The sequence below is a fragment of the Actinomadura chokoriensis genome, assembly GCF_041463665.1.
In the GTDB taxonomy this organism is placed as follows: Bacteria; Actinomycetota; Actinomycetes; order Streptosporangiales; family Streptosporangiaceae; genus Spirillospora; species Spirillospora chokoriensis_A.
On sequence record NZ_JAXCEJ010000027.1, the window covers coordinates 1 to 21749 of the forward strand.

General features: G+C 71.0%; 24 protein-coding genes and 1 pseudogene. 13 read left to right on the plus strand and 12 right to left on the minus strand.

From position 1 onward, the window contains the following. Positions 1 to 114: pseudogene (locus SM418_RS38010) on the plus strand (IS30 family transposase); the annotation flags it as partial. Between the two features lie 35 nt (positions 115 to 149). Here the strand turns inward: SM418_RS38010 and SM418_RS31425 are convergent. From SM418_RS31425 to SM418_RS31440, 4 genes are all read right to left on the minus strand, one after another. Next, complete coding sequence (locus tag SM418_RS31425; RefSeq protein WP_371944955.1) at positions 150 to 998, minus strand: SMI1/KNR4 family protein; 849 nt, start codon at positions 996 to 998, stop codon at positions 150 to 152. Next, positions 947 to 1738: an SAM-dependent methyltransferase gene (locus SM418_RS31430; protein ID WP_371944956.1), complete on the minus strand. Its 792-nt coding sequence runs from the start codon at positions 1736 to 1738 to the stop codon at positions 947 to 949. The genes SM418_RS31425 and SM418_RS31430 overlap by 52 nt, the downstream gene beginning before the upstream one ends. 177 nt (positions 1739 to 1915) lie before the next feature. Continuing rightward, positions 1916 to 2329 (minus strand): nuclear transport factor 2 family protein, encoded by a 414-nt coding sequence (locus tag SM418_RS31435; protein ID WP_371944958.1) that lies wholly within the window; start codon positions 2327 to 2329, stop codon positions 1916 to 1918. A 248-nt stretch (positions 2330 to 2577) separates the two neighbouring features. Beyond that, positions 2578 to 2718 (minus strand): DUF397 domain-containing protein, encoded by a 141-nt coding sequence (locus tag SM418_RS31440; protein WP_371944960.1) that lies wholly within the window; start codon positions 2716 to 2718, stop codon positions 2578 to 2580. Between the two features lie 13 nt (positions 2719 to 2731). On the opposite strand from SM418_RS31440, the gene SM418_RS31445 reads away from it, so the two are divergent. After that, positions 2732 to 2878, plus strand: coding sequence for a hypothetical protein (locus tag SM418_RS31445; RefSeq protein ID WP_371944961.1), 147 nt, complete (start codon positions 2732 to 2734; stop codon positions 2876 to 2878). 65 nt (positions 2879 to 2943) lie between these two features. Here the strand turns inward: SM418_RS31445 and SM418_RS31450 are convergent, their stop codons facing one another. Next, positions 2944 to 3135 carry a DUF397 domain-containing protein gene (locus SM418_RS31450; protein ID WP_371944962.1) on the minus strand — a complete coding sequence of 64 codons (192 nt, stop codon included), beginning with the start codon at positions 3133 to 3135 and terminating at the stop codon, positions 2944 to 2946. Further along, on the minus strand, positions 3132 to 3962 hold the full coding sequence (locus tag SM418_RS31455) for a helix-turn-helix domain-containing protein (RefSeq protein WP_371944963.1): 831 nt from the start codon (positions 3960 to 3962) through the stop codon (positions 3132 to 3134). The genes SM418_RS31450 and SM418_RS31455 overlap by 4 nt, the downstream gene beginning before the upstream one ends. Positions 3963 to 4032: 70 nt before the next feature. On the opposite strand from SM418_RS31455, the gene SM418_RS31460 reads away from it, so the two are divergent. Genes SM418_RS31460 through SM418_RS31470 form a run of 3 tightly spaced genes read left to right on the plus strand, consistent with a single transcriptional unit; the run spans position 4033 to position 4824 of the window. Next, a complete protein-coding gene (locus SM418_RS31460) occupies positions 4033 to 4515 on the plus strand; it encodes an ATP-binding protein (protein ID WP_371944964.1) in 483 nt (160 codons plus the stop codon). Further along, positions 4512 to 4634: a hypothetical protein gene (locus tag SM418_RS31465; protein ID WP_371944965.1), complete on the plus strand. Its 123-nt coding sequence runs from the start codon at positions 4512 to 4514 to the stop codon at positions 4632 to 4634. The genes SM418_RS31460 and SM418_RS31465 overlap by 4 nt, the downstream gene beginning before the upstream one ends. Positions 4635 to 4647: 13 nt before the next feature. Continuing rightward, positions 4648 to 4824: a hypothetical protein gene (locus SM418_RS31470; RefSeq protein ID WP_371944966.1), complete on the plus strand. Its 177-nt coding sequence runs from the start codon at positions 4648 to 4650 to the stop codon at positions 4822 to 4824. Here the strand turns inward: SM418_RS31470 and arfB are convergent. After that, positions 4800 to 5225: an alternative ribosome rescue aminoacyl-tRNA hydrolase ArfB gene (gene arfB / locus SM418_RS31475; RefSeq protein WP_371944967.1), complete on the minus strand. Its 426-nt coding sequence runs from the start codon at positions 5223 to 5225 to the stop codon at positions 4800 to 4802. The two genes, SM418_RS31470 and arfB, sit on opposite strands and share 25 nt — an antisense overlap. An 89-nt stretch (positions 5226 to 5314) precedes the next feature. On the opposite strand from arfB, the gene SM418_RS31480 reads away from it, so the two are divergent. After that, complete coding sequence (locus tag SM418_RS31480) at positions 5315 to 6139, plus strand: oxygenase MpaB family protein (RefSeq protein ID WP_371944968.1); 825 nt, start codon at positions 5315 to 5317, stop codon at positions 6137 to 6139. Positions 6140 to 6284: 145 nt separating this feature from the next. On the opposite strand, the gene SM418_RS31485 is transcribed toward SM418_RS31480, so the two are convergent. The 5 genes from SM418_RS31485 to SM418_RS31505 all read right to left on the minus strand — a co-directional run bounded on the left by SM418_RS31485 (position 6285) and on the right by SM418_RS31505 (position 11805). Beyond that, complete coding sequence (locus SM418_RS31485) at positions 6285 to 7373, minus strand: S1C family serine protease (protein ID WP_371944969.1); 1089 nt, start codon at positions 7371 to 7373, stop codon at positions 6285 to 6287. Positions 7374 to 7662: 289 nt separating this feature from the next. Beyond that, a complete protein-coding gene (locus SM418_RS31490) occupies positions 7663 to 9210 on the minus strand; it encodes a sensor histidine kinase (protein ID WP_371944970.1) in 1548 nt (515 codons plus the stop codon). Then, complete coding sequence (locus tag SM418_RS31495) at positions 9210 to 9953, minus strand: response regulator transcription factor (protein WP_371944971.1); 744 nt, start codon at positions 9951 to 9953, stop codon at positions 9210 to 9212. The genes SM418_RS31490 and SM418_RS31495 overlap by 1 nt, the downstream gene beginning before the upstream one ends. A gap of 124 nt (positions 9954 to 10077) precedes the next feature. Then, the gene (def, locus tag SM418_RS31500) at positions 10078 to 10608 is read right to left on the minus strand and encodes a peptide deformylase (protein ID WP_371944972.1); all 531 of its coding nucleotides are present in this window, start codon (positions 10606 to 10608) and stop codon (positions 10078 to 10080) included. Positions 10609 to 10767: 159 nt separating this feature from the next. Then, positions 10768 to 11805: a DivIVA domain-containing protein gene (locus tag SM418_RS31505; RefSeq protein ID WP_371944974.1), complete on the minus strand. Its 1038-nt coding sequence runs from the start codon at positions 11803 to 11805 to the stop codon at positions 10768 to 10770. A 342-nt stretch (positions 11806 to 12147) separates the two neighbouring features. Between SM418_RS31505 and SM418_RS31510 the strand changes: the two genes are divergently transcribed. The 7 genes from SM418_RS31510 to pstS all read left to right on the plus strand — a co-directional run bounded on the left by SM418_RS31510 (position 12148) and on the right by pstS (position 21749). Next, positions 12148 to 12669: a gamma carbonic anhydrase family protein gene (locus SM418_RS31510; RefSeq protein ID WP_371944975.1), complete on the plus strand. Its 522-nt coding sequence runs from the start codon at positions 12148 to 12150 to the stop codon at positions 12667 to 12669. A gap of 102 nt (positions 12670 to 12771) precedes the next feature. Next, positions 12772 to 16839 carry an EccA family type VII secretion system protein gene (locus SM418_RS31515; protein ID WP_371944977.1) on the plus strand — a complete coding sequence of 1356 codons (4068 nt, stop codon included), beginning with the start codon at positions 12772 to 12774 and terminating at the stop codon, positions 16837 to 16839. Positions 16840 to 16982: 143 nt separating this feature from the next. Continuing rightward, complete coding sequence (locus SM418_RS31520) at positions 16983 to 17180, plus strand: hypothetical protein (protein ID WP_371944978.1); 198 nt, start codon at positions 16983 to 16985, stop codon at positions 17178 to 17180. 326 nt (positions 17181 to 17506) lie between these two features. Beyond that, entirely contained in the window at positions 17507 to 18124 is a 618-nt protein-coding gene (locus SM418_RS31525; protein ID WP_371944979.1) for a DUF47 domain-containing protein, read from the plus strand. Beyond that, positions 18121 to 19287, plus strand: coding sequence for an inorganic phosphate transporter (locus tag SM418_RS31530; protein WP_443098410.1), 1167 nt, complete (start codon positions 18121 to 18123; stop codon positions 19285 to 19287). Before SM418_RS31525 ends, SM418_RS31530 begins: the two co-directional genes overlap by 4 nt. 174 nt (positions 19288 to 19461) lie before the next feature. Next, positions 19462 to 20322, plus strand: coding sequence for a mycothiol synthase (gene mshD / locus SM418_RS31535; RefSeq protein ID WP_371944980.1), 861 nt, complete (start codon positions 19462 to 19464; stop codon positions 20320 to 20322). 323 nt (positions 20323 to 20645) lie between these two features. Beyond that, on the plus strand, positions 20646 to 21749 hold the full coding sequence (gene pstS / locus SM418_RS31540) for a phosphate ABC transporter substrate-binding protein PstS (RefSeq protein WP_371944981.1): 1104 nt from the start codon (positions 20646 to 20648) through the stop codon (positions 21747 to 21749).

Sequence of the window (21749 nt, forward strand, 5' to 3'; positions counted from 1 at the left end):
CAGCACGACCTCGACGAGATCGCCCGCCAGCTCAACGGACGCCCCCGCCACACCCTGAACTGGAAAACCCCAGCCCAAACACTCAACGAGTACCTCGTTGCAACAGCCGCTTGACATCGCCCCCGCTGATAACAACGACTCGCCGCAACTCAACGCACGGGGGGCTGTGTGGCTGTCAAGGTCGTCGGGATGTGGGCGGCGGCGATCTCGGGGGAGTAGCGCAGCGGCTCGAGCGGGTCGCCGCGATACTCCTCGAACAATCCGCGGCGAGCTTCCACCAGGCCCCAGGTGGCGATGACGTACCTGAGATAATTCTCCAGGTAGGTCACCCGTGAGTGATCATGTTCAATCCAGTGATCACCAAAGAGCATCATCTTCCGGTCCGCGCGTTCCGGCTGGACGATGAACGACATCGCGAACCAGTCATCCATGGCGTCGAAGTGCCGCACCATGCGGGACAACTCGTCGGTGTCGTCGTCGACGCCGGCGAAGTCGACAGTCTCTCCGCTTTCCACCTGCGGTGGTGTGAACTCGTCGTTGAAGAGCATGTCCTCCAGCGAGGCGATGCCGATGGAGCCGTCGAAGAGGCTGTGGTCAGGGATCAGATCCGGGTGGTGCTCGGAGATGAGCCGGCGCCTTTGCGCGTCGAGTCCTGCCGTAAAGCACCATTGGAGGGTTGCGCTGCCGAGTGTCCGGTAGAGCTGGCGCAGCGGTGCCGGCAGTCGCGTTCCGAAGCTGGCCTCGGCTTCCTCTATCTCTTTCTCCGAAAGAGCCGGTCCTACCTCGAACGAGAACAGTTCCAGCGAGGGATGCTGCTCAATCTTCGAGCCAACGCGTCCAGCTCGAGGTGAAAGTCGAAATTCATGAAAGGATAATCCGATCCTCTGTTCTCGAGGCGTCGAAGACGCCGTCCATGGCCGTACCCGGGCGTCCGCGTCGCGGCGTGTCAGGGTTTGCGGGCGACGCCGCAGAGGCCGGGCACCTTCTCCTCGTCCCACGGCGACGGCTCCGGCCGCCACTCGGTGAACGTCACCAGGCCGGGCGGGACGGCTTCCAGCCCCTTGAAGAACGCGGCGATCCGCTCGGGGGACCGCAGGTTGTAGGGGATCGCGCCGGACTCGTTGTACTGGCGGTGCGCCTCCACCGAGGCCGGATCGGTGTCCGTCCCGTCCGACAGCGACAGGTAACTGCCGGGCGGGAGCGCGTCGAGCAGGCCGCCGATGATGCCCCGCGCCTCTTCGTCGTCGGCGACGTGCCCCATGATCCCGTTGAGGATCAGCGCGGCCGGCCGCCCGAAGTCCAGATGCTCGCTCGCCCGCGCGAGGATCGCGCCGGGGTCATGGAGATCTGCCTCGATGTAGCAGGTCGCCCCCTCGGCCGTCGACGTGAGCAGGGCGTGCGCATGCGCGAGCACGAGCGGATCGTTGTCGACATAGACGATCCTCGCGTCCGGCGCCGCGCGCTGCGCGACCTCGTGGGTGTTGTCCACGGTCGGCAGCCCGGTCCCGACATCGAGGAATTGCCGCACGCCCGCCTCGGCCGCAAGAAACCGGACGGCCCGTCCGAGGAACATTCGGGACGTCCGCGCTGCGAGCACGATCCCCGGGAACACCTCCGCGACCTGCGCGCCGACCTCCCGGTCGACGGGATAATTGTCCTTGCCGCCCAGCCAGTAATTCCAGATCCGCGCGGAATGCGGCACGCTCGTGTCGATGTCCGCCGGTACGCCATCGGCCATGAGAAACCCTCCATATCGGGAGAAACCGGCCCCCATCCTCCCGGCCCACCAGCCCCGCCCGCATACTTTGGCCACGCCTGGCCGGGTCGCCGCTTCGTTCACTTGCGGCGTGTTGTTGCTTCCGCGACGCTCATAACAACAACATGCCGCAAGTCAACGCGCCCGCTGAGCCTTGGGCTAGTTCTCGCGCGTCCAGGCGGGCATGATCCGCACCTCGCAGAGTCGCCAGCCCGCCGGCGTCCGTGCTGCGGTGCAGTGTTGCCGCAGGCCGCCGGTGAAGTGGGGCGCCTGGCCGTCGCGGTAGTAGTACACGAGCGAGTTCGACGAGGCTGCCGCCCGGTCGCCGTCGACGTCCACCAGCAGGTCGGTGGTCATGTGCTGGGTGCGCTGCCCCTCGACCTCGCCCTGCCGCATGAAGTCGACGACCTTGTCGAGCCCGCGGAGTTCGCCGCCGCGCGGCGAGTGCACCGCCACATCGTCGGTGAAGACGGTGCCCGCATCGTCCCATCGTGCCTCGTCGAGCAGCTGTGCGAAGCGGGTGAACAGGTCGGCGATCCCGATACGGTCGCTGATCAGCGTATCCGTGGACATGACATCCCTCTCGTTGGCCCATCCAACATTGGCGCAGCCAACACTACATCACTCCTTGGAGTCGCCAACGATGCAGGGGTGGCAGCCATGGAACAAGCCGACGCACGCCAGACCACGCACACCTCCACATCCACGTCAGCCGAGGACGGTATGGCCTCGGCGATCAAGACCACGAGGATGTTGCGCTTGATTTTGGCCTGGACGTAGCAGAGCCCCGGTGGTTCTGGCCGGGGCTCGCGGGAGCAGGTTCAGAGGTCGAGTTCGTCTCGCTTGGCGCGGGCCAGCAAGGCGGCGAACGCTTGGGGGGCCAGGATGAGGTGCCTGACGCCGGGGTTCTTGCTGTCCCGTATCCCCACGCCTGGGCTGACGCCGGCTACCTCGACGCACACACTCTGATCTCCGGTGCCGCTGTGGCTGGACTTGCGCCAGGTGGTCATTGTGGACGCTCCGGTGATCGCCAAGCGGTTGCCGCACAAGATCTCACATGCGGCCTTCTCCTATACGAGTGCCCGTGAACAGCTTGAATCACGCGATCGTATGTGGAGTTGAGCGCCGTGCTTCGGATGGACGTGGCAGAGCCCCGGCGGTTGTGGCCGGGGCTCGCGGGGGCGGGTTCAGAGGTTGAGTTCGTCTCGCTTGGCGCAGGCCAGGAGGGCGGCGAACGCTTTGGGGGTGAGGGTGAGGTGGCCGTGATCGGGGTGCTTGCTGTCCCGTATGCCCACGCCGGAGGACAGGTCGGCGACTTCGACGCAATCGCCCTGCTCGGGGCCGCTGTGGCTGGACTTCCGCCATGCCGAACGCATCATCGCATCTCCTCCATGATCTTCTGGATCAGCTCGAAGGACGCGCCCTCGTCGAGTGCCTTCGCGCTGATCCGCTCGAACCGTATCCCGTACGTTCTCACGTCGGGTGGAGATGACACCAAACGTCCTGCTCCTGGTGATTCGGTGTAGGCGACCTCCCCGAAGTCGTCGCCGCTCATGAGTTTGAAGGAACCGCCGAGTCCGGCGTGTGCCCCGGTCGCCCACGTCCTCGGAGGCGCCCTCAGTATGAGGTTGTCCCGCTGCGCCCCTTCGAGAAGGCGGCCGAGTTGTCCGTACATGATTTCGGGAGAGCCGACTGGCCAGTCCAGTGCGTTTTGGGAGAGCAGGACCGTGAGATGCGGGGGAGGGTCCCGTAGGAGCAGGTCCTGCCGCTGGAGACGGTCGGCGAGTATCTGGTCGGGATCCGCCTCGATGCTCGAGCGCAGCAGCGCTTCGGCGTATTCCGGCGTTTGGAGCAGCCCTGGGATGACGTTCGCCTCGTAGATTCTCAGCATTGCCGATCGCTGTTCGATCTTGAGGTGCTGTGCGAACCACGCGGGGTCGTGGCCGATCGAGGCGTACCAGACGAGCAGGTAGAAGAGCCTGCCGGTGTGCCAGAGCTTGTCGAGCGCGATCGCCTGCTGCGCGTCCAGCCGCTGGACGCCCGTTTCGATGCGGGACACCTGGGCCTTGCTGACGTTGATGACCCGGCCGAGCGCTTCGCCGGACATCCCTCGCTGCGTGCGTTGGAACCGCACGTAGTAGGCGACGAAGTCCCACATGTTCGTCTGCGGCTTCGGTAGTTCGTCAGCTGATCGTTTCCGCCCCATTGCCACCTCCTTTGTTTCCTGATGTCTCTAGCGCGCAGCGTATGCACGACAAAGGCCAAGCGTTGGGGAAGTGTGTGACCTCGTTCACACCACGTTCGAGAAAGGCGAGGTCATAGTGTTGATGGAGGAGAAAACGGGAGTGTCCCGGCAATTTGTGGCTTCGCCAGCCGTTGCGGGATTGGCCCAGGACCAGGTCTCCGGTGCACTGCGCGCGTGGGGGCTGCCGCTTCTTGTTTCGGACGCCGTGCTCGTCATGGGGAAGTTGGCGGCGAACGCGGTGGAGGCGTCCCGGGCTGCGGAGGTGATCAAGGTGTATGTCGGGCGCGGGGCCGGTGAGGTCGTCCTGGCGGTGTGGGACGGGTGCGACGCGCGGCCCGTCACGCGCCATGTCGAGTTGTCGCTGGAGACGCTCGACCTGTGCCCGGATCGCTTCGACGACAACGGCGGGTGGGGGCTCTCGATCGTGGAGAATCTGGCCGCCCGCTGTTGGGTCGATCCGACGCCTCCGCGTGGCAAGTGGGTGTGCGCGGCGCTCAAGGCGGACGTCCGATGACGCTGTCACGGGACGTGCTTGCCGAGGTCTTCGGGACGGTGCTGCTCGGCAGTGCGAGCGCCGCGGGCTTCGGGTACGTCCTCGCCGTACTGACCTGGCCGTCGATCGGCAGCTCTTGAGGAAGGGCCGGCGGTGGTGATCGGGGCGATCCAGCAAAGCGTCCTGGGGTGGCGGACGCGGCGGCGGCCCGAGGTGGCGGTGCGGTACCTGGAGGCGCTCGCGGCCGAGCTTGAGGTGGACGGGTGGCGGTTCGTCCGGCTCTACCGGCCGGCTTCCGCATGTGGTCAGTCCCAGCGGGAGGAGCGTTGACGTTTTACGGCGGAGCGGCGCTTCTTGTTCTCCAGGCGGCGCTCGTTGATGCCCCGGGGGATCTTCTTCGGGACGCGCTTCTTGGGGGGCGGGGCCGTCGCGTCGGCGAGGAGGGTGGCCAGGCGGGTTCGGGCGGCGTCGCGGTTGCGCTGCTGGGAGCGGTACTCCTCCGCGCGGATCGTGAGGACGCCGCGGACGAGGCGTCCGGCCAGGCGGTCGAGGGCGCGGGCGCGGAGGTGGTCGGGGAGGGACGGGGAGTTCGCGACGTCGAAGGAGAGTTCGGCGGCGGTGGCGCTGGTGTTGACGTGCTGTCCGCCCGGGCCCGAGGAACGGGAGAAACGCCAGCTGAGCTCGGACTCCGGGATGGAGACCGAGCCGCGGACGTGGATCTGGGCGGGCATGCCCTCATTGTCGCAAAGGACGTGTGATCTTGTCGCCCTGATTACCTACCGGTAGCGGCAACTGCAAGTACTTACTTACACTGATCGTCATGACTGAGGGAATCTTCAAGGACGGCGACCTGATCCGAGTCATCACGCAGGAGGGCGCGCTCATCGCCGCCGGCGGGGCGGCGTCGCTGCTGCAGACGGCGCATCCCAAGGTGGCGCAGGGCGTGTACGACCACAGCTATACGGCGGACGATCCGGCGCGGCGGCTGCGCAACACGATGGGCTGGCTCTACGTCGTGCAGTTCGGGACGAAGGAGGAGGCCGAAACCCTCAGCGCCCTCGTCACCAAGGGACACGACTCCATTACCGGGCCGGACTACGAGGCGAACGACCCCGAGTTGCAGGTGTGGGTGGCGGCCACGCTGTTCGCGGTGGCGACGCAGTTCTACCAGGTGCTGTTCCGGCGGAAGTTCAGCCAGGCCGAGCTTGAGGAGTTCTACCAGCAGACCAAGATCTACGCGACCATCCTGGGCTGCCCGGAGGGGCGGATGCCCGAGACGTACCGGGACTTCCGCGAGTACTACGCGGGCATGCTCAACAGCCTGCGGGTCAACGACGTGTCGCGGGCGGTCGCCGAGCAGGTGCTGCACCCGAGGCTGCCGGGCGGGCCGTTGGGCGCGCCCGGCCTGATGATGATCCGGCTGCTCACCGCCGGGCTGATGCCGGAGCCGATCCGCGTGCAGTACGGCTGGAAGTGGAGCAGGGCCCGGGAGGTGCGGTTCCGGCTGCTCGTGGCGCTGCTGGGGACGGTGTATCCGCGCTTGCCGGTGCGGATCCGGACACTGCCGCGGGACGTCTACCTGCGCTCGACGCGGAAGATGCTGTCGAAGGTGAATCGCGGGCAGGCGATCAGGGTGCGGAGCTGAACGGCCGCGTGACCCCGCAGGCGGGTCACGCGGCCGTCCTCCCTTGCCGGTCCTCCCAAGCCCGGCCCGGCCGGGAGGACCCTCTGACCGGTCCGCCGCCCGTCCGCCCGCTCCCCCCGGAGCCTGGCCGGACGGCGATCCCGGGTCAGCCCGAGGCGGCACTGACGATCTTGTCGGCGGTCTTCTTGGCGGAGTCGATCGGGATCGCGAAGCCGACGCCGATATTGCCGTCGCCGCCGCCGGACGTGGCGATGGCGGTGTTGATGCCGATCACCTGGCCCGCGGAGTTCACCAGGGCGCCGCCGGAGTTTCCGGGGTTGATGGCGGCGTCGGTCTGGATGGCGTTCTTGATCACGGTCTGCTGCCGCTCGGACAGCTGCCCGCGCAGGCCCGGCGGAAGCTGCTGCTCGGACCCGCCCTCCTGGATCTGGCGACCCAGCGCGCTGACGATGCCGGACGTGACCGAGCCGTCCAGCCCGAGCGGGCTCCCGACCGCGAGGACCTGGTCGCCCACGGCGAGCCGGCCGCTGTCGCCGAGCGTGGCGGGCTTGAGGCCGGACACGCCCCGCGCCTTGATCACGGCGATGTCGTCGCCCGTGACGGCCCCGAGGACCTCCGCCGCCGCGGTCTTGCCGTCGCTGAACTTCACCGTGACCTGCTGCGCCCCCGACACCACGTGCGCGTTGGTGAGGACCACCCCGTCCGAGCGCAGGATCACCCCGGACCCGGTGGCCGCGCCGGACGACGTCTGCGCCTGGATCGACACCACGCTCGGCTGGACGGCGGCCGCCACCTGCGCGGTGGTGCCGCCCGCCGCGACCCCGGAAACCGCCGTCGGGCTCGCGTAGACGGTGCTTCCGTTCGCCAGTGCCAGCGTCATCGCCGCGCCCGCGCCGCCCGCCCCCAGAGCCAGCGCCGCGGCGGCCCCGACCGCCGCGAGCTTCCGCCGCGCCGTGCCGAACAGGCTCGGACGGACGGGTTGCCCGGGCGGCGGAACACCCTGCCAGGACCACTGCCCAGGCGCCTCGTACGCGTCCCCATGTGCGCCCCCGTACACGGCCTCGTGCGGGGCCCCGTACGCGTCCCCATGTGGCGCCCCGGACACGGCTCCCTGCGTGGCCTCGTGCGGGGCTCCGTCCGGGGCCTCGTGCGAGGCCCCGTACACCGCCTCGTGCGGGGCGGAGTCCGGTCTTTGCGGTTCCCAAGGCGGCTGCTGCGGCCGGTCGGTGTTCATGCGGATCCCCCTGTCGTCCACTCACCATCGAGAGTGCGCGACGGGACTGCAGGGTGCCTGGATCCAACCTGAAAGTGTGCTGAAAGCCGCTATGGCATGAAAAACCGCGACCGAAGGGGCGGGCGGCGGCTCGTCCCCTCGGCCGCGGTGTCCCGGGGCGGTGCCGGGAGTGAAGCTGGCCAGGGCGCGGACTCCCGTTCCCCGTCGAGACCGGGTCGCGCCCTGTCGGGCCACCTAAGCGCACGTACCTGAACGTTTCCTGAATGCGGCCTACGTCTCCGCTGGGCGTCTACCCGTCGTCCAGCGGGAGGACGACCCGGAACGTGGCGCCCTCGCCCGGCGTGGAGTCGGCCTCCACGATGCCGTCGTGGGCGGCGACGAGCGCGGCGACGATGGCGAGGCCGAGGCCGGCGCCGCCGTAGTCGCGGGACCGGGCCTCGTCCGCGCGGTAGAACCGCTCGAAGACCCGTTCTGCCTGCTCGGGGGACAGGCCGGGGCCCTGGTCCGCGACGGCGACGGCCGCCGCCGGGGAGCCGCGCAGCGTGCCGGGGGCGAGCCGCACGCTGATCGGCGTCCGCTCCGGGGTGTGCGCGATCGCGTTGCTCAGCAGGTTCCCGAGCACCTGCCGCAGCCGCGGCTCGTCCCCCCGCACCTGGTACGCCAGCCCTCCCTCGACCGAAAGGTCTATCTTGCGGTCAGGTGCGAGGACTCTCGCCTCCTGGACAGAGTCGGCGGCCACGGCGAGCAGGTCCACCGGGCGCCGCTCGATCGGACGCTGCCGGTCCAGCCGGGCGAGCAGCAGCAGGTCCTCGACGAGCAGCCCCATCCGGGACGCGGTGTCCTCGATCCGGCCGATCAGCCGGTCCAGCTCCGCGGGGCTGCGGGCCGCGCCCTGCCGGTAGAACTCGGCGAAGCCGCGGATCGCGGTCAGCGGGGTGCGCAGCTCGTGGCTGGCGTCCGCGACGAACCGCCGCATCCGCTCCTGCGACCGCAGCGCGGTCTCCTCCGAGCGCCGCGCCGCCGCCTCCGACTCCGCCCGCGCCCCGAACGCCGCCTCGATCTGCCCCAGCATCGTGTTCAGCGACCGGCCGAGCCGTCCCATCTCGGTCCGCGGATCGCCCTCCGGGACGCGCCGGGACAGGTCACCGGCCGCGATCGCGCCCGCGGTCTCCTCGACGGCGGCGAGCGGGCGCAGGCTGGCCCGGACGACCCACACCCCGAGCACGACCAGGATGGCGAGCACCAGCACGCCCACGATCGCGTCGATCACCACCAGCCGCTGGACGGTGCGGTCCACCTCGCCCAGGCTGAACGCGAGGACGAGGACGCCGCCGGGGATCTGCTCGGCCAGGATCCGCCACTGCGAGCCCGCGGTCCCGCTCACCGTGAACGGGCGGTCTATGTGCCCGCTCAGATCCGTGGGCAGCCGCGGGTGGCCGGTCTCGCCCCACGCCGGGTTCTGCGCCAGGGCGTGGCCGTCGTTCGTGCGGACCTGCCCGTACATCTCGCTCGGGATCCGTACCTCGATGCTGCCCGCGCCGCTCTGCAACTGCGGGGTGACCTGCTCGACCGCCCGGCCGACCGAGCCGCGCAGCTGGTCGTCGGCCCGTCCGACCAGGTACTGGCGCAGCACCGACGCGCCCGCCGCGCTCATCACCGTCATCCCGAGCGTGACCAGCACGAGCATCCCGGCGAGCAGCTTGACGCGCAGCGACGTCCGCGCGAGGAACCGCGCCGGGGTGCGGCGCGGCGGACGGGACGGCGGGCCGGCGGGGACGTCCCCCCGTTCCGGCATGCCCCGACCGGCGTGCTCGGACGCCGGGACACGCGTGTCCATCAGCCCGATCTCGACGGCTCGCGCAGGACGTAGCCCACACCGCGCAGCGTGTGGATGAGCCGCGGTTCGGCGTTGTCGACCTTGCGGCGCAGCGCGGACACGTACGACTCGACGATGCCCGCGTCGCCGCGGAAGTCGTAGTTCCACACGTGGTCGAGGATCTGCGCCTTCGACACGACCCGTCCCGCGTTGGCCATGAAGTAGCGCAGCAGCTTGAACTCGGTAGGCGACAGCTGGATCGCGCGTCCGCCGCGCCACACCTCGTGGCTCTCCTCGTCCAGCTCCACGTCCGCGAACACCAGGCGCGGCGGGGGCTCGGTCACGCCGCCGCGGAACCGGCGCAGCACCGCCCGGATGCGGGCGATGACCTCCTCCAGGCTGAACGGCTTGGTGACGTAGTCGTCGCCGCCGATGGTCAGCCCCTTGATCCGGTCCTGGACGGCGTCCCGCGCCGTCAGGAACAGCACCGGGGTGTGGTCGCCGCCGGACCGCAGCCGCCGCGCGACGTCGAACCCGTCGATGTCGGGCAGCATCACGTCCAGGACGATCAGATCGGGGCGGTGCCGCCGCGCCGACCGCACCGCGTCCGCCCCGTTGGTGGCCGTGACCACCTCGAACCCGGTGAAGCGCAGGCTGCCGGCGAGGAGCTCCAGGATGTTGGGCTCGTCCTCGACGACGAGGAGGGTCGCCTCCGCCGTCGCCGCCCTGCCTCTGCCGTTCGCGTTCCCCGTCCGTTCAGACAATTGCCTAGTCCCCCTCCACCTCACCGCAGAGGGTCGCAGCCGAACCTGAACGCCTCCTGAACGCCCCCAGAGAATCCGTTGAGGATCCGGTGAGTGCGATCCCGTGAGTACGGCCAGGCTACTTCTACTGCTGGAGTGCGCGGATCGCGCGCATCGCCGCGCGCCGGGCGTCGCCTGACAGGACGTCGATGTACACGCGTCCGTCGAGGTGGCCGCATTCGTGCTGGAGGCAGCGCGCGAAGTACCCGGTGCCCTCCACGCGGACGGGCTTGCCCTTCAGGTCCACGCCCTCGACGACGGCGTGCGCGTGGCGGGGGGTCTCGAACCGCAGGCCGGGGACGGACAGGCAGCCCTCCGACTCGACCAGCTGCTCGCCGTCGGCGGCCACGAGCGTCGGGTTGGCGACGTGGCCGATGTGCCGGCGTCCCCTGTCGTCCTCGCAGTCGTAGACGAACAGCCGCAGGCCGACGCCGATCTGGTTCGCGGCCAGCCCGGCGCCGTCCTCCTCGTACATGGTGACGAACATGTCGTCGACGAGGCGTTCCAGGGAGGCGTCGAACGTCCGGACCGGGTCGCACTCCGTGCGCAGGACCGGGTCACCCAGAAACCTGACAGGGCGGACGTTGCCGCCCCGCGAATGTCTCCGTTTCTTCACCCGCGAAATCCTATAGACGGCGCGAAGCGGGGCGTTCCGGCCGCGAAGGGCGGAACGCCCCGCCTGACGTTCCAGAGGATGGGGGCCAGGAGGCTGGAGGACTCTCCGCACCCGGGAGATCGCCGAACGGCTCGTTGACGGGCCCCAAGGCCCGGGAGGTTACAGCTCGATCGGGCCGCGGGGCTGCTGCGGCGGGACCGGGGGCTGGCCCGGGGACTGGCTCGGGGACTGGCCCGGGTCGGTGTCCTCGGCCGGGCGGACGGGCTTGGCCTGCGGCGGCGCGGGCGGCGCCGGGGGCTCGACGGGGGACGGGGGCTCGGGCTTCCTCATCGACGGCGCGGCGGGCGGGGCGGCGCCCGGGGCGGCGACGACCGGAGCCGGCTTGGGCGCGGGGGCCTGGGGCGGCTTGGGGGCCGCGGCCGGTATCGGCTTCACGGCGGCCGGCGCGGGCTGGACGGGCGCGGGCTGCGCGGGCGGGGCCTGCTTGCGCGGGGCGCTCTGCCGGACGGCGTCCTCGACCATCTTCTCCAGCGGCCCCGCCTCGTTCTCGGCGGTGAGCAGCCGGTGCAGCGTGTCGCTGATCTCGGTGAGGCGCTGCAGGGCCTGGGTGTGGTTCTTGGTGAGCGCGGTGAGCCGCTGCGTGGCGCCGTCGTTGATCACGCTGGCGCGCCGCTCGGACGCGGTGAGCGTGCGCTCGGCCTCCAGCCGCGCGCTCGTCACCGTCTGCTCGGCCTCCTGCTTGGCCGACGAGAGTACGCTCTCGGACTCCTTCTTGGCCGAGGCGAGCACGTGGTCGGCCTTCTCCTGCGCCTGGGAGAGGTTCTTGTCGGCGTGCGCGCGGGCCTCGTCGATGATGCGCTTGGACTCGTGCTCGGCGTCCTTGCGGATCTCCGCGCCCTTGGCCTCGGCCTCGGCGACCTTGTCCTGGGCCTCGTCCTCGGCGAGGTTGATGATCTGCCGGAGCCGGTCGCTCAGGTCGTCGCCGGTGGGCTTGCGCGCCTCCCTGACCTCGGCCATCTCGCGGCGGAGGCGCTCGCCGTCGTCCTGGGCGCGGGCGAGCCGCGCCTCCAGTTCGCGGTGCTTCTGCTGGGCGCGGGCGATGTAGTCGTCGACCTGGCGGCGGTTGTAGCCGCGCATGACGATCTCGAAGGACTCTTCTTGGAGGAGGTTGGGCAGGATCTCGGCTTCGTTGCTCATGGTGCCTTGGGGGGTCGTTGGCGGGGGCGTCGCCCCGTCAGGGTCGGTTGCGATAAGCCTCACCCGCCTGAGCGGGCCCACATGGAAACGTCAGGACGACTCTTGTCCGGTCCACCCCATTCGCGCAACCGGAACGCGGTTCTTGCTGCCGTTTCTTCATCTGGATGGGCTCGACAAACTATCTGAACCGGGCTGGATCCGCGCCCTTCGCGGGGCCGTGTCGCGGACCGGAACCGGACCCGCCGGGACGGGGGCGCCGACCGCGCCAGGGCGGGGCGCCGACCGAACGGGGGACGGGGGCGGCCTCGGCGGCGGGACGGGACGCGTCCTACCATCGGCGCCATGAGCTACCTGGGAGCGTTGGGCGAGGACCGGCCGAAGATCGATCCGGAGGCGTGGATCGCGCCCGGCGCGGTCGTCGTCGGCCGGGTGACGCTGGGCCGCGCGGCCAGCGTCTGGTACGGCTCGGTGCTGCGCGGCGAGGACGAGGAGATCGTCGTCGGCGACGAGTGCAACATCCAGGACCTGTCCTGCCTGCACTGCGACCCGGGGATGCCCGCGATCCTGGAGGACCGCGTCAGCCTCGGCCACAAGGCGATGGTCCACGGCGCGCACGTCGAGACCGGCTCGCTCATCGGCATCGGCGCGATCGTGCTGAACGGCGCCCGCATCGGGGCGGGGACGCTCGTCGCCGCCGGTGCGCTGGTGCCGCCCGGCAAGAAGATCCCGGCCGGGGTGCTCGTCGCCGGGACGCCGGGCAAGATCGTCCGGGAGCTGAACGACAACGACCGGCTCGTCCTGGAGCACACGCCCGCGGTGTACGTGGAGAAGGCCCGGCGGCACCGCGCCGCCGAGTGGGACTGACGCCCGTGACTGACGCCCAGGTCGGTTTAGGGCACCGCTGACCTGGGGTGACGCGGCTTCTGCGCCGGTCACGGACGCCTCGGGCGTTTTCTGCTGACTACGATGACCATCGTGGTGTGGGGACCGGGCTACGGCAGCGCTCCGCCGCCGGGCCCGCGGCGGGGGCGGGATCCGTACACGCAGGACCCGTTCACGGAGGCGGAGCGCGACACGCGGGCGATGGTGGCCGCCGCGTGGTGGCCGTCCGCGCCTCCGCAGCAGCGCCACCACGCCATCGGCGGCCGGATGCTCGTCCTGCCGGACGGGACGTGGTGGCTTTTCGGCGCGTGGGCCCGCTGGTACCGGCTGCACCCGTCCGACGGGCAGTGGTACCTGTGCCCGCCGCCCCGCACGCCCGCCGTCCGGATGGCGGCGAGGCCCGCGCAGCAGGGTGCGGGCCAGGTCCCGAACCTGCCGCCGCACGTGGTCCCGGCCGGGCCCGACTTCGCCTACGACCCGCCGTCGGGGCTGCCGTTCGTCGGGCACGGGTTCGCGACGGAGCTGACGTCGCGCGTCCGGTCGACCCTGGAGTCCGCCGCCACGCTTCCCGCGCCCGACTACCCGCACTGGTGGCCCGACTTCACCGGCGAGACGCCGTCCACCGTCGCCGCCGCCTGGGGCGTGATGCTGTGGTGCTCGGCCGCCCCCGCCTACGACGCGCGGCTGGACGCGCAGATGCTCGACCTCTGGAAGCCCTACCGCGCCAGGCCCCTCCCGGACGTGGACGGCCCGCGCTGGCTCACCCCGCCCACCCTCGAATCGCTCGTCGCGCTCTACGCCGAGCGCCTGCGCGCCAGCCGGGTGGACGCGGCGGTCGTCATCCTGCGGACGATGTGGGCCGTGGCAAGCGCGCTCCGCGACGACGTCCGGTTCCAGATACGGGCGGACGCACTGCTCGCCATCCTGGGCACCACGCTCGCCAACCCGACCGTCGACTACGGGGCGTTGCCGTACGGGGATCAGGCGATCGTCCAGCAGTGGCTCACGCGTTGCCCACCGAACCTGGTTCCCTCGCTGCGGAACGAGAGCTCGCCAGGGGACAACTTCAGGCACGCCTTCTACACGCTGAGTGAGCTGATAGGGGAGTTGTCCGGGGACCCGGCCGAACCCGCCTACCTGGAACCCCGCCTGGTGGCCGCCGCCCTGCTCGCCGCCGACCTGAACGTCGTCCGCAAGGACATGGTGGGCACCATCGTCCCCTGGCTGGACCCGGAGATCCGTTACACGGTGCAGGCGGTGGCGGAGCAGAAGGGGCATCCGCTGCGCCGCCTCTGGCCCGAGGACATGCGCCTCCCGGAACCGCTGCGATCGGCGGCGGGCTCTGGGGTGGGCGCGGAGTCGCTGCTGGCCGCGATGTACGAGGTCGATCTGGCGTGGTGCCGGCTCGGCGGGATGCCCGCGCGTCCCCGCGGCTTCCCCGTCCCGACCGCCATCATCGCCGGGATCATCGGACGCAACCGGGCCCGCGCCACCGCGGCCGCCCCGACCGCCACGCCGCCGCCGAACCCCGCGCCCGCGCAGCCAGCCCCGTTCCACATGCAGAGCCAGCCCGGCCTCGCCCCCGGGACGCCGCCGCAGCAGCAGGGGACACCGTCCGAGCCCGACCGCCCGTTCGTCCAGCCGCCGGCGCAGCCGGGGTGGGAGAACGCGCCCGGACCCGCCGCCGCGCCGGTGCAGAACCAGATGCCTGGGCCCGGCCAGCAGGCCGCGTTCGCTCCGCCGGACCCGCTGATCAGCGGGTCCTCCGGAGAGGACGACCAGGCGAGCGCCGCGCCCCCCTACACCGAACTCGGTTTCCAGCGCCCCGGCGCCGCGCAGCCCGCGCCGATGCAGAGCCCCGCGCCGATGCAGAGCCCCGCGCCCATGCAGAGCCCCGCGCCCGTGCAGAATCCGGCAGCCATGCAGAGCCCTGCGCCCATGCAGGACCCGGCGCAGGCCGCGCCGATGCAGAGCCCTGCGGCGCCCCCGCCGGAGCCGGTACAGGCGAGCCATGCGCCCGCTCAGCAGGCCGAGCCGCAGCGCGGCGGCTTCTCCCCGCCCGAGGAGGAGACGCAGAACGAGAACTTCGCGCCGCCGTACACGCAGCTGGGCTACCAGCCGGCGGGCGCGCCCCCGGCCCAGGGCGTCCCCCCGGGGTCGGCGGGCCCGGCTGCCCCGCCCGAGCCCGTCGCGCCGAGCCCGGCCGGGCCGCCCGAGCCGCACCGGACGACGTTCGACGCGCCGTCCACCCGCGTCGAAGGCCAGCCGCCGGCCGGGCGCTCGCCGGCCGGGCGGCCTCCGGCGCAGAACCGGCCGCCCGGCACGCGCATCCTCGGCCCGGAGGACCTTGAGGACGCCGCCGCCCCGCCCCCGCCGCCCGTCCTGGGAGGCGGCCCGGGGACGAAGGTCATGTCCAAGACGATGGCCGGCGACTTCGACTTCCTGGACGACACGCCGTCCCCGGAACGTCCCGTCGACGAGATCCCGCCGCCGAGCGACCGCAGCACCCGCCGCGTCCTGGAGCGGTTCGGGTTCGGGTTCGTCTACGGCGAGCACGACGCGTCCGTCCTGCTCGGCGACGTCCGTGCGCAGGCCGAGGAGTGGAACGCACCGGCCGGCGACGAGATCGAGGCGACGCGGGTGGACGGCGCGCGCAGCACGATCGGGTCGGGCGTCCCCGGCGTACTGCTGGTCGGCGAACCGCATTCGGGGCAGCGCCGGCTGTCCCGGATGATCGCGCTGACGCTCGCTAACGCGGGCCTCGGCGACGGGTCGATCCGGGCGCACGACGCCGCGGACGTCCGGAACGCGCCGCCGGAGCGGATCGGGCAGCTCCTCGCCCAGCCCGGCCCGGTGATCCTGTTCGAGCGGCTGGACGTCGCGATCGGCGACGCGGCCGACCCGGGCGCCGTCGTCGGGGCGGTGCGCCGCGCCCGCCGCGACCCGGTGAACACGACGCCCGTGATCGCGACGTGCGAGCCGCGCGCGTACCGGCGCCTCCTGCAGGAGCACCCGAAGCTCGTGCAGGCGTTCCGCGTCCACCGGCTGCCCGACTTCAGCGACCTCGACAACCGCATGACGCTGCTGCACCTGCTCGCGGACGAGCGGCGCGTGACGATCGGCGCGGCCGCGCTGGAGACCGTCCGGGCCGACCTGGAGCGGCTCCGGGGGCCGGGCGACCTCGTCAACGCCCGCCTCGTCGAGGCCTACCTGGACCAGGCGGCCCAGCGGAACATGGAGCGCGCCGGGGCGTCCCACGACCGGCTCGTCCTCACCCCCGACGACCTCGCGGGCGTCGCGGAGGGCATCGAGCCGGCGCTGCGCCCGCCCGGCGACATCGACGGCTACCTGCGCCAGCTCGACCAGCTCACCGGGCTGGAGGACGTCAAGTCGGCGGTGCGGGAGCTGGCCGACGAGGCGGCGCTCGCCGCCGACCGGGCCCGGTTCGGGGTGTCCGGCGAGAACCCCGGCCATCTGGTCTTCACCGGCCCGCCCGGCACCGGCAAGACGACCGTGGCGGGGCTCGTGGGCGGGATCTACGCGGCGCTCGGGCTGCTGCGGTCCGGGCATGTGGTGGCGTGCCGTCCCGTCCACCTGGCGGGACGCGACCAGGCCGACACGCGCAACCGCGTCGCCGGCATGGTCGACCAGGCGCTCGGCGGGGTGCTGCTCGTCCAGGAGGCGTTCCGCCTCGACCGGACCCCCGCGGTCGTGGACGAGCTGCTCCGCCGGATGAACCAGAGCGGCGCCCGGTTCGTCGTGGTCTGTTCGAGCCCGGCGGCGGAGATGGAGGGCTTCCTCGCGGGCAATCCCGCGTTCCGCGCCGAGTTCGGCCGGATCATGGAGTTCACCGGGATGGGCGACCGCGACATGGTGCGGCTCTTCCAGAGCTACGCCGAACGCGACCTCTACATGCTGGACGAGGAACTGCGCGTCGAGCTGCTGTCCCGGCTGGCGACGATGCGCGAGGACCCCCGGTTCGCCTATGCCCGCACCGTCCGCGCGCTGTTCGAGCAGACGGTCGCGCGGCAGGCGGCCCGGCTGGCGGGCGCCGACGTCAACGCCGCCACCGTGGCCCGGCTGACGGCCCGTGACCTGCCCGAAACGCCGCTGGAGCAGCTCCTCGGCGACTTCCGTCCCGGCGGCGGCTGAGCCCCCGCGCCCGCCGGGGGCATCAGATGGGCACCACCCGGGAAGACCAGTCGTCAAGGTGGCCCGCGAATGGCCCTCTTGGGTCATGTGCCCGTCGGGGCCGGACGCGTAGCCTCGGACCTGGGTGTGGGGAACGAACGGAGGTGGACGCGGTGCGCCAGAATCTCGATCTGCGCGTCCACGACCGTGTTGCGCTGGACGAGATCGAACTCTATGCCGAGATGCTCAGTGCGGTGGCGGCGGCGGAGCGGCCGCTGACCGTCGCGGAAATCGACATGGTGCTCGGGGTAGCGTCCGACGAAGCCGGTCGTCGCGAGCTGACGTCGCAGGACTGCACATAGTCCGCAGGCTCGCAGGTTCCGGGGACGCCGATCAGGGCGTCCCCGGTTCGTCGTTTCAGCCCTGTTTGCCGGGAGTTCGCCCTGGTGATGTAACCAATATCACCAGGGTTTGCCGGAGGCCCCCGCAGGTGGCCGTCCCGCAGCGCCGAACCGGCGGGCGTTCCTCCAGATAGGGGCGCCCGCGAGGGGTATGCACCTGGTGATCTAGGGCAGTCTTGTAGGTGAGAGGATGGGTGACACCAGCCGAAGCTGGGGCAAAGGTTCTTTTTACGGCGGGTAGCGCCTACGATCCTCTGCGGACTGTTCCGGCACATCAGGAGAACGAAGTGCGCTTGCGTCTCACGCCGCGTGAGGACAGCTTCTACGACATGTTCGCCGACTCGGCGAACAACCTGGTCACCGGCGCCAGGCTGCTCGTGGAACTCATCAGCGACGGCGCCGACCGGGCGGCGATCGCGGAGAAGATGCGCGCCTGCGAGCACGCGGGCGACGAATGCACCCACGCGATCATGCGACGGTTGAACGAAACGTTCATCACGCCCTTCGACCGCGAGGACATCTACCGGCTGGCCTCGTCCATCGACGACGTGATGGACGAGATGGAGGAGGCGGCTGACCTCGTCGTCCTGTACGAGATCGAAGAGTTCCCCAAGGGCGTCGTCCACATGGTGGAGGTCCTGGAGCGCGCCGCCGAGCTGACCGCCGAGGCCATGCCGCGGCTGCGCTCGATGAAGGAGCTCAACGAGTACTGGATCGAGATCAACCGGCTCGAGAACCAGGGCGACCAGATCTACCGGAAGCTTCTGGCGAAGCTGTTCAGCGGCGAGTACGACACGCTGACGGTGCTGAAGATGAAGCAGGTCATCGACCGGCTGGAGGACGCGGCCGACGCGTTCGAGCATGTGGCCAACACGGTCGAGACCATCTCGGTCAAGGAATCATGAGCCCGGCCAAGGATCCCGGCGCCGCCCTCACCCGGGACCCGTCCGCGGAGGACGATGCCGCCTCCCTTGGCGAGCAGGCCACGCGCCGGGTCACCGGCCGGGCATGGCTGCTCCTGCTGGCCGGCATCGTGCTGGTCATGGCGGGCGGCGCGCTCGGGCTCCGGGCCGACGCGCAGATGGCCGTCCTCATCCTGGTCATCGTCGTGGCGCTCGTCTTCGACTACACCAACGGCTTCCACGACGCGGCCAACGCGATCGCCACGGCGGTGTCGACCCGCGCCCTGACACCGCGGGTCGCGCTCGGCATGGCCGCCGCCATGAACATGATCGGCGCGCTGCTCGGCGTCGGCGTCGCCAAGACCGTCAGCGACGTCATCACCCCGCCGTCCGGCCTGCACGGGCTCACCGTGGTCGCCGCCGGCGTGCTCGGGGCGATCACCTGGAACCTCATCACCTGGTACTTCGGGCTGCCGTCGTCGTCCTCGCACGCCCTCATCGGCGGTGTCGTCGGCGCCGGGCTGGCGTCGATGTCGTCGGTGAACTGGGCCACCGTGGTCGACAAGGTCGCGGTCCCGATGGTGGCGTCGCCGGTCGTCGGGTTCGGCCTCGCCTACCTCGCGATGGTGGCGATCCTGTGGATCTTCCGGCGCGCCAACCCGTCCCGGGTCGGCCGCCGGTTCCGCATCGCGCAGACCATGTCCGCGGCGTCCCTCGCGCTCGGGCACGGCCTCCAGGACGCCCAGAAGACGATGGGCATCATCGTCCTCGCGCTCGTCACCACCAACCACGCGGACGGCAGCAGCGTGCCCTGGTGGGTGGTCATCTCGTGCGCGGGCGCGCTGTCGGCCGGGACGTACGCGGGCGGCTGGCGCATCATGCGCACCCTCGGCCGCAAGGTCATCGAGGTCGATCCGCCGAAGGGCTTCGCCGCCGAAGCGACGGCCTCCGTCGTCCTCTACACCACCGCGTTCATCTGGCACGCTCCAATCTCCACCACCCACACGATCACTTCCGCGATCATGGGCGCGGGCGCCACCAAGCGCCTGTCCGCCGTCCGCTGGGGCGTCGCCGGCAACATCCTCATGGCCTGGGTCCTCACGATGCCCGCCGCCGCCGCGGTGGCCGCGGCGGTCTACTACATCGTCCACTTCTTCGGCGCGTGACCTCTTCTCTTGCCGATGGCTTGTCTGCGAGGGTGGAGACGCGGTCCGTCCAGGTCTGGACGAACCTCTCGGTCGCCCGGCATAGCATCCCGGCGGCGCGATGACGTTTCTGTGACGAATCGATCAGGACCCCGGACGATCATCCGGCCGGTCCGGCCGCATAGGGTTGCGGGCGTGAGTGAGCTGCGGGCGCGCGGGACGCTGGGAGACGCCGAGACCACGCAGGCCCTGGCGCTGGCGGAGGCGGCGGCGCGGGCCGACGGGGTGGGCCCCCTGTCCGAGCACGCCGTGCTGGCGCTGCGCGGCGGGCGGTCCGGCCCGGCGATCTCCGACGGCGGGCAGATCGTGGCCTACGCGCACTTCGACCCGGCGACCGCGGACGAGCCGGCGGCGGGGGAGCTGGTCGTCCATCCGGAACATCGGCGCCGGGGGCACGGGCGCGCCCTGCTGCGGGCGCTGCGGGCCGAGGCCCCGCTGCGGGTGTGGGCGCACGGCGACCTTCCGGCGGCCGCCGCGCTGGCGGCCTCGGAGGGGATGGCGCGGGTCCGCGCGCTGTTCCAGATGCGGCGCCCGGCGTCCGATCCGCTGCCGGAGCCCCGCGTCGCCGACGGCGTGACCGTCCGCTCCTTCGAGCCCGGACGGGACGAGCGGGCGTGGCTGGAGGTCAACGCCCGCGCTTTCGCCGACCACCCCGAGCAGGGCGCCTGGACGATGGACGACGTCCGCGAGCGCGAGGCCGAGGACTGGTTCGACCCCGCCGGCTTCTTCCTCGCCGAGCGCGACGGGCGGCTCGCCGGGTTCCACTGGACGAAGGTCCACCCCGGCAAGATCGGCGAGGTCTACGTCGTGGGGGTCGACCCCGACGCGCAGGGGCTCGGGCTGGGGCGCGCCCTCACGCTGCGGGGCCTGCATCACCTGCGCGACGTCGGCATGGAGCAGATCATGCTTTACGTGGACGAATCGAATGTCGCGGCCGTCCGGCTATACGAGAACCTGGGCTTCACCAGGTACGCCGTCGACGTCATGTACGCCTGACGTCCCGCCTGGCGCCCCCTGACCACCCTGTAACGCCCCGCCTGGCGCCTCCCGCGGCCCAAACCCGGTTGAGCATGTCTCGACCGGGTTTTTGGTTGCCTGAGCTGCGCTGTTAACCCGGCGTCCATGCCAAATCGGGGCATTCTTCGCAACCCTGCTTGTCTCCGTTCATCTTTCGTTCACCTGGATCGGGGCGGCTGGTCACCTCGCCTGCCTAGCGTCGCATTCGACGGCGAACCCACCGTCCACGTGCCGGATCACAGCGGCGCGGACCCGGACGGCGCGGGCAGACCCGGCCAACGAAACTCAGAGGAGACCCTCCGGTGAAGAACGGTTCTCGACTCGCCGCCCTGGGCGGCGTGGTCGTCGCGGGCGCGCTGGCCCTGTCCGCCTGCGGGAGCGACGACAACACGACCGCGAGTTCGAGCGGCGCCCCGGCCGGCGACATCGACTGCGCGAAGGCCAGCGTCAACGCGGCCGGGTCGAGCGCGCAGAAGAACGCCATCGAGGAGTGGACGAAGGTCTACGCGAGCAAGTGCGCGGGCGCCAACCTGAACTACAACCCGAGCGGCTCCGGCGCCGGCATCCAGGCGTTCACCGGCGGTCAGGTGTCGTTCGCCGGCTCCGACTCGGCGCTCAAGCCCGAAGAGGCCACCGCCGCGCAGCAGCGCTGCAAGGGGAGCAGCGCGCTGAACCTGCCGATGGTCGTCGGCCCCGTCGCCGTCGTCTACAACGTGCCGGGCGTGGACGGGGTGAAGCTGTCGCCGGAGACCATCGGCAAGATCTTCTCGGGCAAGATCACGAAGTGGAACGATCCGGCGCTCGCCGCGGAGAACGGGGGCGCCAAGCTCCCCTCGTCCGACATCAAGCCGGTGTACCGCTCGGACGAGTCCGGCACCACCGACAACTTCACGAACTACCTGCACACGGTCGTCCCGAAGATCTGGACGTGGGAGAAGGCCAAGAAGTGGCCGAACTCCACCGGCCAGGGCGCCGCCAAGTCCGACGGCGTCACCAGCCAGGTCAAGAGCACCGAGGGCGCGATCTCCTACGTGGAGATGTCGTACGCGACCAACAACAAGCTCCAGACCGCGAAGGTGAAGAACGGCGCCGGCGAGTACGCCGAGCTGTCACCGGACAGCGCGTCCAAGGCCGTCGCGGGCGCGCAGGTCGTCGGCACCGGCAACGACGTCGCGCTGAAGATCGACTACTCGACCAAGGAGGCGGGCGCCTACCCGATCGTGCTGGTCACCTACGAGATCGCGTGCGAGAAGGGGCTGCCCGCCGAGCAGGCCGGGTTCGTCAAGTCCTTCCTCACCTACACCGCCAGCGCGGACGGTCAGAAGATCCTCACCGAGCACGGCTACGCGCCGCTGCCGGAGAACGTGCTCACCAAGGTCCAGACGTCCGTGAAGGCCCTGTCCTGA

Bases quoted from the DNA above. Each gene is read 5' to 3' on its own strand.
- SM418_RS31430 (WP_371944956.1), bottom strand. From the start codon at position 1,738: ATGGCCGATGGCGTACCGGCGGACATCGACACGAGCGTGCCGCATTCC.
- SM418_RS31435 (WP_371944958.1), bottom strand. From the start codon at position 2,329: ATGTCCACGGATACGCTGATCAGCGACCGTATCGGGATCGCCGACCTG.
- SM418_RS31450 (WP_371944962.1), bottom strand. From the start codon at position 3,135: ATGATGCGTTCGGCATGGCGGAAGTCCAGCCACAGCGGCCCCGAGCAG.
- SM418_RS31455 (WP_371944963.1), bottom strand. From the start codon at position 3,962: ATGGGGCGGAAACGATCAGCTGACGAACTACCGAAGCCGCAGACGAAC.
- SM418_RS31465 (WP_371944965.1), top strand. From the start codon at position 4,512: ATGACGCTGTCACGGGACGTGCTTGCCGAGGTCTTCGGGACGGTGCTG.
- arfB (WP_371944967.1), bottom strand. From the start codon at position 5,225: ATGCCCGCCCAGATCCACGTCCGCGGCTCGGTCTCCATCCCGGAGTCC.
- SM418_RS31480 (WP_371944968.1), top strand. From the start codon at position 5,315: ATGACTGAGGGAATCTTCAAGGACGGCGACCTGATCCGAGTCATCACG.
- SM418_RS31485 (WP_371944969.1), bottom strand. From the start codon at position 7,373: ATGAACACCGACCGGCCGCAGCAGCCGCCTTGGGAACCGCAAAGACCG.
- SM418_RS31490 (WP_371944970.1), bottom strand. From the start codon at position 9,210: ATGGACACGCGTGTCCCGGCGTCCGAGCACGCCGGTCGGGGCATGCCG.
- SM418_RS31505 (WP_371944974.1), bottom strand. From the start codon at position 11,805: ATGAGCAACGAAGCCGAGATCCTGCCCAACCTCCTCCAAGAAGAGTCC.
- SM418_RS31510 (WP_371944975.1), top strand. From the start codon at position 12,148: ATGAGCTACCTGGGAGCGTTGGGCGAGGACCGGCCGAAGATCGATCCG.
- SM418_RS31515 (WP_371944977.1), top strand. From the start codon at position 12,772: ATGACCATCGTGGTGTGGGGACCGGGCTACGGCAGCGCTCCGCCGCCG.
- SM418_RS31530 (WP_443098410.1), top strand. From the start codon at position 18,121: ATGAGCCCGGCCAAGGATCCCGGCGCCGCCCTCACCCGGGACCCGTCC.